We start from the raw sequence: 10899 nt of genomic DNA on the forward strand, positions 1-10899 counted from the left end.
CGCGAACTCCTGGCTACGGCGGAGGTGCCGGGCGGCGCACCCCTACGCCTGGTGCGCCACGATCGCGACTTCATCATCATGCTCGAACGCAACGAGCTTATGAGCAGCCGGATGAGCGGCTCCGAAACCGCGTTCGGCACGATGACGTGCGACCGGCTGCGGCCTGCCCAATCGCCGCGACTGCTGGTCGGCGGCTATGGCATGGGTTTCACGCTGCGGGCGATCCTCGGGCGAGTGAGCCCCGATGCACAGGTGACAGTGGCGGAACTGGTCCCGGATATCATTGCCTGGGCGCGTGGGCCGATGGCGGACCTGGCGGACGGCTGTATGGATGACCCGCGCGTGCGGATCGAAATTGCCGACGTCGCGGACGCGATCGCCGCACGCCGCACGGCGTATGATGCGATCCTGCTGGATGTCGACAACGGACCGGACGGGCTGACCCGCCAGGCCAATGATCGCCTCTACTCGGCACCCGGTCTGGCCCGCGTAAGGCAAGCGCTTCGCCCGGGCGGCATTCTGTCGGTCTGGTCGGCCGGCGACGATCCAGCCTTCACGCACGCCCTGAAAAAGACTGGCTTCGATGTCGAGGTCGTCCAGGTTCGCGCGCGGGAGAATGGCAAGGGACCGATCCACACACTCTGGTTCGCAAGGGCCCCGTCGAGATAAGCGGGCGGCTTTGCCAGCTCCCTGGCAGCCGAGGCCTGACGCCCCGTTTCGCTGTTGGTCGTCCGGCCGGCGGCCGGTTCAGCAGTGGTGCGGACGGCGGGACTCGAACCCGCACTCCCGAGGGAAGAAGATTTTAAGTCTCCAGCGTCTACCATTCCGCCACGTCCGCCCGCGCGTGCCTTAGCGGGCAAAGGGCGGGGAAGGCTAGACGTTGAGCCGGTGGCGCATTTCCTTGCCGGGCTTGAAATAAGGGACACGCTTGGCGTGGACATCGACCGCCTCGCCCGTGCGAGGGTTGCGTCCGACGCGGCCGTCGCGTGCGCGCGTCGTGAAGGTGCCGAAGCCACGCAGTTCGACCCGCCCGCCTGCAGCGAGCTGTGCCGAGATGGAATCGAAAAAGGACGAGACCAGCGCCTCCACCTCGCGTGGCGAGAGCCCGGGCTGGTCCCGGGCGATAAGGGCAATAAGCTCGGATCTGATCACGCGATTGCCCCCCACACGCCGGGTGAGACGACTGCCGCCCCCACGGCGCGCCACCCCGCTTATACACCTAACCTATTTTATATGCCCCTGCGACAAGGCAAAGGCAATCTGACCAAAAGTTAGGGCCGGAGCGGGCATTATTGCCCACTCCGGCCCCATTAGACAAGCCGAATTCTTGATAAGGATTAGGCTTCGTCGCGCGCCTTCAACGCCGCGCCGAGAATGTCGCCCAGCGACGCGCCCGAATCGGACGATCCATATTGCGCGACGGCCTGCTTCTCTTCGGCGAACTGCAGCGCCTTGACCGAGAAAGTCGGCTTCTTCGAACGGTCGAAGCCGGTGACCATGGCGTCGATCTTCTGGCCGACCTGGAAACGCTCCGGCCGCTGCTCGTCGCGATCGCGACCCAGATCGCTGCGCTTGATGAAGCCGGTCGCCCCATCGTCGCCCACCTGCACGTCGAGGCCGCCGTCGTTGACCGCGAGGACCGTGACGGTCACGGTCGCACCCTTGTTGGCGCCGCCCGCCGAACCGCCGGTCGAAACGCCGCCACGCTCCAGCTGCTTGATGCCGAGGCTGATGCGCTCCTTCTCCGGATCGATGTCGAGCACCTGCGCCTGGACGGTCTCGCCCTTGTGGTGCAGCGCCAACGCTTCCTCGCCGGTCACGCCCCAGGCGATGTCCGACATGTGGACCATGCCGTCGATCTCGCCGTCGAGTCCGATGAACAGGCCGAATTCGGTCGCGTTCTTGACTTCGCCTTCCACGGTCGAGCCGACCGGGTGACGCTCCGAAAACGATTCCCACGGATTGGCCTGCGCCTGCTTGAGGCCGAGGCTGATGCGGCGCTTCTCTTCGTCGACCTCGAGGATGATGACCTCGACTTCCTGGCTCGTCGAGACGATCTTGCCCGGATGGACGTTCTTCTTGGTCCAGCTCATTTCGGAAACGTGGACCAAGCCCTCGATGCCGGCTTCCAGCTCGACGAACGCGCCATATTCGGTGATGTTGGTCACGCGACCCGAGAACTTGCCGCCGACCGGATACTTGGCGGCCGCACCTTCCCACGGATCGCTCTCGAGCTGCTTCATGCCGAGACTGATGCGCTGCGTGTCGCGATTGATGCGGATGATCTGCACGCGGACGGTATCGCCGATGCCGATCACTTCCGACGGGTGATTGACGCGCTTGTAGCTGATGTCGGTAACATGGAGCAGGCCGTCAATGCCGCCCAGGTCGACGAACGCGCCGTAATCGGTGATGTTCTTGACCACGCCGTCGACGATCTGGCCCTCGCTCAGGCTCTGGATCAGGCCGGTGCGCTGCTCGGCGCGGGTCTCTTCCAGAACGGCGCGGCGCGACACGACGATGTTGCCGCGGCGGCGATCAATCTTGAGGATCTGGAACGGCTGCGGCAGGTCCATCAGCGGGCCGACGTCGCGGACCGGGCGGATGTCGACCTGGCTGCCCGGGAGGAAGGCGACGGCGCCGTTCAGGTCGACGGTGAAGCCGCCCTTCACGCGGCCGAAGATCACGCCGTCGACGCGGTTGCCGGCGGCGAATTCATGCTCCAGCTTGTCCCAGGCGGCCTCGCGGCGCGCGCGATCGCGGCTCAGCATCGCTTCGCCCGCGCTGTTCTCCACGCGGTCGACGAACACCTCGACCTCGTCACCGATCTTGAGATCGGCCTTCTGGCCCGGCGCAGGCGCGAATTCGCGCAGCGCCACGCGGCCTTCCGACTTCAGGCCGACGTCGATCACGACCATGTCGTTCTCGATGCCGGTTACGGTGCCCTTGACGACCCGGCCCTCGAAGCCCTGGTTCTCGCCGCCGAGCGTGTCGTTGAGGAGCGCCGCGAAATCGTCGCGCGTGGGAAATGCCGCAGTGGCCATAAGCAGTGTCAGTCCTTCGTCATTATTTCCGGCCGTCCGGTTGTATCCGGAGGTCTTCAGCCGAACCGTCCCCCGCGCCTCATGCGCGAACGACATCCTTCGGGTGAAACGGGCGGAGGGCTTAGCGCAAAATGCGAAAAGGGCGCGTCAAAAGCACGGCATATCACCGCGCCTCGCGCGCCATCCCCCGCGAGCCTCGCTCGCTGGATACTGCCCTATACTCCATGCGGAGGCTGGCGGCAAGCTTTCGCGGCCGAGGGACCCTAGGTGGCGATGGCGTACAATACCAGGCCGGGGATCAGCCAGCAAAGGAGCGCGGTGACCGTGATGGCCGCGATGCGGAGCTGGATCGGCCAGCGCGCGCCAATGTCCTCAAACGCGATGGATGGCGACCCGAATAACGCCGGGTTCGCGCTTGGAATGGGCGTGGAGAGTCCGCGCGCAGGCGAAGCGTCGCCAACCTGCGCCGGTCGCGGTCCGAACGCGCCCCACACGACCTTCTCCCCGCTCACCTTGCGCTGGACCGAAGCCGCGCTTAGCGGGCGTTCGAACTCGCAGCCGTACAGATTGTCCCCGCGCCACGAAATGCGGGCGGTGACCGGCCCTAGTCCAGGAATATCGAACACCACCGGATGATCATCCGGCAATGGCTGGTAGGCCTCTGCCAGTAAACCGTGCGTCGAAAGGTTATGCACGATAACCGCTTGGGTCGTCCCGCCGGGCTTGATCGCGTTCGCGTCGAGACGCGTCCGGTGCTGTTTCGGCGGCAAGGGACTCTGATCTGCTGCGTCGTACAACAAAGCGGAAAACGACATAACGCCACCTCTAATGGTGATATGCCTTATACTGGCATCCGGATGCGTTGTTCCCGCCGAATTCCGCTCGTGTCCAAATAAATGATGACTAATAAGATATTAATCAAACACATAGATTTGCATATTTTGCAGATGCGAAAAGAAATAAGATATTGTGTGGTCAAGGGAGGCGCATGGCGATGCCGGTAATTTTGCGCAGTCGCACAATGCACTCCCGCTCGCCGCTATCCTTTCAGATCTAACTATCTATCGCGGGGCCGCGGCGGGCGGGGCCGGCGCTCACCGGGACGGCCGCCGCGCGGGCGCGGGGGATGGGCCGGCGATCCCGCAGGGGGCGAAGGGGGCCGGTCGCCACGCGCGCGGCTGCTGCTCGGCGCCACGCTATAGCCTTCTTTCAGCAGACGGTTGAACGCTGCCCGGACCGACTCGGTGATGCTGGTCTGCACTTCCTTCGGCAGATCTTCGAAGCCGGTATTGCGCCCGATCGCCTGAATGTCGCGCAGCATCGCATTGGGCACCCCCTTGGAAGCGGCGCGCAGTGCCTCGGCGGCCTCGATCAGCGAGGAAAGCAGGATTTCCTGCATCAGGTCGGTGGCGGACTTGGTCATGGCCTCTTCGAACATAAGGGGTGTGCGAGCGAGGGGCTGTCTACGCCGCCGGCCCTGCTTCACCAAGGCGCTTTTGAGCATGAGCCGCCCGCATGTCGTTACTTCGCAGGCGGCGCGTCCGGGTCTATCTGAGACCGATTACGGTCAATCCGTTACGCATCATCGAGGAGAGAGAAATGTCCTACAATGAGGATAAGAAACTTCATCAAACCGTGACGTTCGTCGGGTTGCGCGCGCAGGCGACGGCGGTCGGACTGATCCAGCTCAGCCGCGAACTGTGCCGGGCGGGCGTGATCGACGGTCCGGCACTCGACCGGATCAAGAGCGCGATCAGCCGCGAGATTGCAATCTCCGGCCCGCCCTCGGCGCGGCGCGACGAATATGAGCGGGAGGTGCGCGAACGGCTCGACCGCCTGTTTGCCGGCGAGGAGCAGGTCGGCGACGCCGCTGGCCTGGCGCCGCACGGCGGGTCGCTCAGCTCCTGACAGCTTCGGCGGGGTCGACCGCACGACGATAGCCGAAATCGGTGCGGATCGTGCGGCCCCCGGCGGCGGCCGACGCCATGATCGCCTGTATCAGCCGGATATCCTGGAGCCCTTCCTCGCCGGGCGCGAGCAAGGGCGCCTTGCCGCGCACCACGTCGGCCATCCAGTCCATTTCGCGCGCGAACTGGTCGATCTCGGTGATCGGCACGTCTTGCCGCCGGCCGCCGTCGACGATGCTCAACTTGTTGCCGCCGTAGAAGCAGCCGGGATCGGCGACCAGCCGGCGCTGCGCGCCCACGACGCGGTAACCCATCTGCGCCGAGGCGCTGAACGAGGTCGACCCCTCCGCGATCGCGCCCGAGGGGAAGCGGAACTGCCAGGCGTAGAGGTCCTCGACCGTCTTGAAGCGCGGGTCGCTCTTGTCGGTGTTCGACCAGGCGCGAACCTCGACCGGCTCCTCGTTGAGCAGGTATCGCGAGGCGTTGACGCCATAGATTCCCATGTCGAGCAGCGCGCCGCCGCCGGACATCGTCTTGTCCAGCCGCCATACGTCGGACGGATCATCCAGGCTGGCCTGCCGCGTCATCTCGGTCACGACTAGCCGGGTCTTGCCGAGGCGTCCCGACCGCACCTCGCGCATCGCGGCGAGGTTGAGCGGTTCGGTCAGGCAGCGATAGGCGATCATCAGCTTGCGGTTGGCCGCCTTGGCGGCCGCGATCATCGCCTCGCAATCCGCGACCGTGGTCGCCATCGGCTTTTCGCACAGCACATGCTTGCCCGCCTTGAGCGCGCGGATCGTATATTCGGCATGCATCGAGCTGGGCAGCACGATATAGACCACCTGAATGCGCGGATCGCGGACGATGCGGTCGTAATCGGCATAGGAATAGATGGCGTCGGCGGGCAGGCCCTGTTCCCCCGCAACGCGGCGGGCCTTCTCGGGGCTGCCGCTCACGAGCCCGGTCAGCTTGGCAACGCGTGTGCTCTTAAAGGCGGGGACAAGCTCACCGAGCGTCAGTTTGCCGAGCCCGACCAATGCGAAGCCGATCCGGTCGCGATCGGGCAATCCGCCTTGCGCGCCGGCGCGGCCGGCCATCATGGCGGCGGCGCCCGCCACCCCGAATTCGATCAACGAACGGCGTGTGACGGATTCGGCCATGACATCTCTCCCCGGCCTCCTAGCGGGCCTGACGGCGCCAGCTTAAGCGGCTAGGATCGTACGAACAACAGCAGGGAGAGGCAGGATGGGGCATCGCGGATTGGTGTGGATTGCGCCCGCGCTGGCGCTTACGCTTCCAACAGCGGCGATGGCGGCTGATCCCGCGCGTCCGCCGATCGTGGCCGTGTCGCACCTGGCCGTTTACGCAGCCGATCCCGGCGCCAGCGAACGCTTCTACGTGGACCAGCTCGGCGCCACCAAACAGCCGGATCCCGAGGATCCACGCGGGGCGCGCTATCATTTCAGCGCCAGCCAGTTCGTGGAGGTGCTACCGCTTCCCGCCGGCGCGGCGTCGATCAACCGTCTGGCGCACGCCGCCTTCATCACCCCCGACGCGGAGGGGCTTCGCCGCTACCTCAAGGCCAGGGGCGCGGGGGTTCCGGCCAAGCTCGCGCGCGGCGCGGACGGGAGCCGCTGGTTCGACGTGCGCGACCCCGAAGGGCTGGCGGTCCAGTTCGTGCAGCCAGGCCCGGACGCGCCGGCTCCGTCCGCGCGCGCCGCGTCGGACCGGATGATCCACGTCGGCTTCATCGTGCATGATCGCGGACGCGAGGACCGCTTCTGGCGCGACCTGCTCGGCTTCCGGCCCTATTGGTCGGGCGGCGTCAACCCGGCCAAGCCGACCTGGATTTCGCTGCAGGTGCCCGAAGGCTCGGACTGGCTGGAATATATGGTGGTCGGCACGCCTGCGGAAACTGGAATTCCCGCCGGAATGTCGCAGGCCAATCTCGGCATCCTCAATCATTTCGCGCTGGGCGTGCGCGACATCCGCGAGACCTATACCGGCCTGTGGACGGCCAAGCGGCTGGAGGGGCAGAAGGCGGACGCCGTGCCCAAGATCGGGCTCGATGCGAAGTGGCAACTCAACCTGATCGATCCCGACGGCACGCGCGCCGAGTTCATGGAATTCGCACCGGTGGGCGAGCCGTGCTGCTCGCCCTTCGCGGCCGCGCATCCACATCCCTGACCGCGCCGGCCCGAACGGCTAAAGCCGGCGGGCGGACAGGATCTTGACCGGCTGACGGATCGACTGGCCCAGCGTGGTATAGGAACGCCCACCCGGCCAGGTCGGCTTGGCGAGGATGCGGCGCACCACGTCCATCCCCTTCACCACGCGCCCGAACGCGGCGTAGCCGACATAGCCCCGGCGCGCGTCGAGCGGCGGTGTCGCGCCGATCGTGATGAAGAAATCGCCCATCGCGCTACCGGGCGCGTTGCGCGCCATCGACAGCGTCCCGTCCAGATGCTTGAGCCCGGTCTTGCTGGTCGGCTCATGCTGGATCGGGAAGAAGCTCTCGCGGATATTGCTGTCGATCCCGCCCTGGATCAGCCCGCGCGTCGGATCGCTCTTCGCGCGCGCGGCGCGGTAGAAGGTCTTGCCGTCGAATTTCTTCGCATCGACGTAGCGCAGGAAATTGGTGGCGGTGATCGGCGCGCGCTTCGTCTCCAGCTCCACCACCATCGTTCCCTCGCTGGTCCGGATCGCCACGCGCGGGAGCGGGGCGGCGGCAAGCGGCGCGGCAACGAGGGTCAGAAGAAAGGCGAGGACGAGGCGGCGCATCAGTCGTTGGCGGCGTGCCGGCCCCGGCCCGCGACGATCGCGATCGCGGCCGCGACCGATTGTTCGATGGTGAGATCGGTCGTGTCGAGCGCGACGGCGTCGTCGGCCATGCGCAAGGGCGCGGCCGATCGCGCGCTGTCTCGTTCGTCGCGCGCACGGATGTCATGCAGCACCGCGTCGAGGTGGACGTCCAGCCCCATGCCGACAAGCTCGGCATGGCGCCGCGCCGCGCGCGTCTCGGCGCTCGCGGTCACGAACAATTTGGCGTCGGCGTGCGGTGCGATCACCGTGCCGATGTCGCGCCCGTCGAGTACCGCGCCGCCCGGCTGGCCCGCAAAATGCTTCTGCCGGTCGAGCAGCACCGCGCGCACCGCCGGATGCGCCGAGACGAGCGAGGCGGCCCTGCCCGCCGCTTCCGATTTGAGCCCTGGATCGTCGAGCGCGCTGGCGAGCTGGCGTGCCGCTTCCAGCGCATCCTCGGGCGAGGCCGGATCCCCGCCCGCCTCCAGTACCGCCATGCCCACCGCGCGATAGAGCAGCCCCGTATCGAGGTGGGGGAGCGCATAATGCCGCGCGAGCGCCTTGGCGATCGTGCCCTTGCCCGACGCGGCGGGTCCGTCGACCGCGATGATCATGCACGCCTCCTCAAGGCACTGACGAGCCCGAAGAACGCGATGATCGCCCAGACGATCTCCAGCGCCATCGAAGCGAGATTGAAATGCACCACGAGGCTGGAAATCAGCAATGCTGCCCCCGCCAGGTTCAGCACGTTGAACAGGACCAGGTTCATCGGCCGGGCGATGTTCGAATAAGCGAAGGCCACGACCATGATCGCGCTGCCGATCAGTCCCACGATGTTGGCGAGGTCGAAGGTCATGCGTCATGCTCCGCCAGCCAGGGCCGAAGCAGCGCCAGATAGGCCGCCGGATTGTCGTTCATGATCGTATGCGCCGCGTCTGGCACCTCTGCGAAGCGGGCACCGGGCACCGCCTTCGCGAGGCCGGCGACGGTGGCGGGCGTCGCCTCGTCATGTTCGCCCGCGACAAACAAGGTGCGCGGGCCATCCAGCCGTCCGAGCAGCGGGCGGCCGTCATAGCTCCTGAGCGTGCCGGTGGACGTGAATTCGGCCCGTCCCCACATGAAGCGATAGATGTCCGGGCTGAAGCTGCGCGGCAGCGCGTCGCGATAGGCGGCGACCGCCGCGGGTGGATCGGCGCGGCGGACATGGCGCGCATAGAAGGCCTCGGTCGCGGCATCGCACGCCGCCTGCGGCGCCGCGCCCGGCGTATCGCACAGGTCGAGCAGTCGCCGGACGGCATCGGGCATTGCGTCTTTCAGCCGGCGCGCATCCGCCAGCCAGAGGTCGGTCGACACGAGCGGCGACTGCAGGATCAGGCTGGCGAGCCGGTCGCCGTGCCGCGCGCCATATTCCAGCGCCACGGTGCCGCCCCAACTCGCGCCGAGCACGTGCCAGCGTGTCAGCCCGAGATGCGCGCGGATCGCCTCCAATTCGGCGACGAAGCGCGGCACCGCCCAGTTGGCGGCATCGCCGGGCGCTTCCGATCGGCCGCTGTCGAGCTGGTCGTAAAGGATTACCGCGCGGTCGCCCGCCAGCGCGGTGGCATTCAGGAAATACCAGTGCGAACTGCCCGGGCCCCCATGAAGCAGCACGAGCGGCGGGCGCGAGCCGGCAAGATCGCCGTTGATGCGGACGTAGACGCGCCCACCCGGGACGGCGATCATCTCCTCCCGGTCGGGTCTCAGGCGGACGTCAGCGACCATCGCGGCGGTCGCGGCGCGCAAGGGCGCGGCCAGCACGCCCGCGCCGAGCGCCATCAGCGCGCGGCGGGTGAGCATGGTCATCGCAGTTCGGCACCGAGGCCGCGCATCAGCTCGGTAAAGACCGGGAAGCTCGTCTGGACCGGGGTCATGTCGTCGATCGTGACGGCGTCGGTCGCCGCCAGCCCTGCGACCGCGAAACTCATTGCGATGCGATGGTCGAGATGGGTCGCGATGGTCGCGCCGCCCGCCAGCGGCGCGCCGCCGGTGCCGTCGATCACCAGCCCTTCCTCGGCCTCCTCGACCCGCGCGCCGATCGCGCGCAGTCCGGTGGCCATGACCGCCAGCCGGTCGCTTTCCTTGACGCGCAGCTCTTCCAGCCCGCGCGTGATCGTGCGGCCCTCGGCCAGCGCGGCCGCGACGAACAGGATTGGAAATTCGTCGATCATGCTGGGCGCGATGTCGGGCGGCACCTCGATCCCGCGCAGCGTCGACGCGCGCACGCGCAGGTCTGCCACCGGCTCGCCGCCCACCTCGCGCCGATCGACGAACTCGATGTCGGCGCCCATCATCCGCAGCACGTCGTAGACGCCCGCACGGGTCGGGTTGAGCCCGACATTGCCGATCACGATCTCGCTGCCCGGCACGATCAGCGCGGCGACGGTCGGGAAGGCGGCCGATGAGGGATCGCCGGGCACCACGATATGCTGTGGCGTGAGTTCCGCCTCGCCCCGGATCGAAATGACGCGCGCGCCGTCGCCATCTTCCTCGACCGTCAGCTCCGCGCCGAAACCCCGAAGCATGCGCTCGCTATGGTCGCGCGTCGGCACCGGCTCGATCACGCGCGTGACACCCGGCGTGTTGAGGCCGGCGAGCAGCACCGCCGACTTCACCTGCGCCGAGGCGACCGGCAGGCAGTATTCGATCGGCACGGCCGGGCAGAGCCCGCGCAGCATGAGCGGCAGCCGCCCGCCCGGGCTGGCATTGATCTCCGCGCCCATTTCACTCAGCGGCGCGATCACACGGTTCATCGGGCGCTTGGACAGCGACGCGTCCCCAATGAAAGTGGCGGTGATCGGGTGGCTCGCCACCAGCCCCATCAGGAGCCGCGTCGACGTGCCCGAATTGCCCATGTCGAGCGCCTGGTCCGGCTGGAGCAGACCGCCCACGCCGACGCCGTGGATGGTCCAGCGGCCGTCGGCGCCACGCTCGATCGTGGCCCCCATGGCGCGCATCGCGGCGGCGGTCGCCAGCACATCCTCGCCCTCCAGCAGGCCCTCCACCACGCTCTCGCCCACCGCCAGCGCGGACAGCATCAGTGCGCGGTGCGAGATCGATTTGTCGCCGGGGACGCCGGCGCGGCCGGACAGCGGCCGCACGCTTCGGAA

General features: G+C 67.3%; 13 protein-coding genes and 1 tRNA gene. 3 read left to right on the forward strand and 11 right to left on the reverse strand.

What is annotated here, in order from left to right; genetic code table 11:
• Positions 1–669 (forward strand): spermidine synthase (locus tag ACOJSF_RS09160; RefSeq protein WP_420141906.1); only part of this gene is annotated, 669 nt, incomplete at its 5' end.
• 85 nt (positions 670–754) lie between these two features.
• On the opposite strand, the gene ACOJSF_RS09165 is transcribed toward ACOJSF_RS09160, so the two are convergent.
• From ACOJSF_RS09165 to ACOJSF_RS09185, 5 genes are all read right to left on the reverse strand, one after another.
• A tRNA-Leu gene (locus tag ACOJSF_RS09165) sits at positions 755–838 on the reverse strand.
• 35 nt (positions 839–873) lie between these two features.
• On the reverse strand, positions 874–1152 hold the full coding sequence (locus ACOJSF_RS09170) for an integration host factor subunit beta (RefSeq protein ID WP_420141907.1): 279 nt from the start codon (positions 1150–1152) through the stop codon (positions 874–876).
• Between the two features lie 185 nt (positions 1153–1337).
• Positions 1338–3044: a 30S ribosomal protein S1 gene (rpsA, locus tag ACOJSF_RS09175; RefSeq protein ID WP_420141908.1), complete on the reverse strand. Its 1707-nt coding sequence runs from the start codon at positions 3042–3044 to the stop codon at positions 1338–1340.
• A 263-nt stretch (positions 3045–3307) separates the two neighbouring features.
• Positions 3308–3859 carry a PilZ domain-containing protein gene (locus ACOJSF_RS09180; RefSeq protein WP_420141909.1) on the reverse strand — a complete coding sequence of 184 codons (552 nt, stop codon included), beginning with the start codon at positions 3857–3859 and terminating at the stop codon, positions 3308–3310.
• A 242-nt stretch (positions 3860–4101) separates the two neighbouring features.
• Positions 4102–4548 (reverse strand): hypothetical protein, encoded by a 447-nt coding sequence (locus ACOJSF_RS09185; protein WP_420141910.1) that lies wholly within the window; start codon positions 4546–4548, stop codon positions 4102–4104.
• A 95-nt stretch (positions 4549–4643) separates the two neighbouring features.
• Between ACOJSF_RS09185 and ACOJSF_RS09190 the strand changes: the two genes are divergently transcribed.
• Positions 4644–4952: a hypothetical protein gene (locus tag ACOJSF_RS09190; protein WP_420141911.1), complete on the forward strand. Its 309-nt coding sequence runs from the start codon at positions 4644–4646 to the stop codon at positions 4950–4952.
• Here ACOJSF_RS09190 and ACOJSF_RS09195 read toward each other — a convergent pair.
• Complete coding sequence (locus ACOJSF_RS09195) at positions 4942–6111, reverse strand: Gfo/Idh/MocA family protein (protein WP_420141912.1); 1170 nt, start codon at positions 6109–6111, stop codon at positions 4942–4944. The genes ACOJSF_RS09190 and ACOJSF_RS09195 overlap by 11 nt on opposite strands.
• Positions 6112–6259: 148 nt before the next feature.
• On the opposite strand from ACOJSF_RS09195, the gene ACOJSF_RS09200 reads away from it, so the two are divergent.
• Positions 6260–7138 carry a VOC family protein gene (locus ACOJSF_RS09200; protein ID WP_420141913.1) on the forward strand — a complete coding sequence of 293 codons (879 nt, stop codon included), beginning with the start codon at positions 6260–6262 and terminating at the stop codon, positions 7136–7138.
• A gap of 18 nt (positions 7139–7156) precedes the next feature.
• Here ACOJSF_RS09200 and ACOJSF_RS09205 read toward each other — a convergent pair whose 3' ends face one another.
• From ACOJSF_RS09205 to aroA, 5 genes are read right to left on the reverse strand one after another with little or no spacing between them, the layout of a single operon-like run.
• The gene (locus ACOJSF_RS09205) at positions 7157–7732 is read right to left on the reverse strand and encodes a peptidylprolyl isomerase (RefSeq protein WP_420141914.1); all 576 of its coding nucleotides are present in this window, start codon (positions 7730–7732) and stop codon (positions 7157–7159) included.
• A complete protein-coding gene (gene cmk / locus ACOJSF_RS09210) occupies positions 7732–8367 on the reverse strand; it encodes a (d)CMP kinase (protein ID WP_420141915.1) in 636 nt (211 codons plus the stop codon). Before cmk ends, ACOJSF_RS09205 begins: the two co-directional genes overlap by 1 nt.
• Entirely contained in the window at positions 8364–8609 is a 246-nt protein-coding gene (locus ACOJSF_RS09215; protein ID WP_420141916.1) for a CBU_0592 family membrane protein, read from the reverse strand. The genes cmk and ACOJSF_RS09215 overlap by 4 nt, the downstream gene beginning before the upstream one ends.
• Positions 8606–9595, reverse strand: a complete 990-nt coding sequence (locus ACOJSF_RS09220; RefSeq protein ID WP_420141917.1) for a proline iminopeptidase-family hydrolase — start codon at positions 9593–9595, stop codon at positions 8606–8608. The genes ACOJSF_RS09215 and ACOJSF_RS09220 overlap by 4 nt, the downstream gene beginning before the upstream one ends.
• Positions 9592–10890, reverse strand: coding sequence for a 3-phosphoshikimate 1-carboxyvinyltransferase (gene aroA / locus ACOJSF_RS09225; RefSeq protein WP_420141918.1), 1299 nt, complete (start codon positions 10888–10890; stop codon positions 9592–9594). The genes ACOJSF_RS09220 and aroA overlap by 4 nt, the downstream gene beginning before the upstream one ends.
• Positions 10891–10899 lie beyond the last annotated feature (9 nt).

Origin of the sequence: Sphingomonas sp., assembly GCF_048594985.1 — a bacterium.
Lineage (GTDB): Bacteria > Pseudomonadota > Alphaproteobacteria > Sphingomonadales > Sphingomonadaceae > Sphingomonas_I.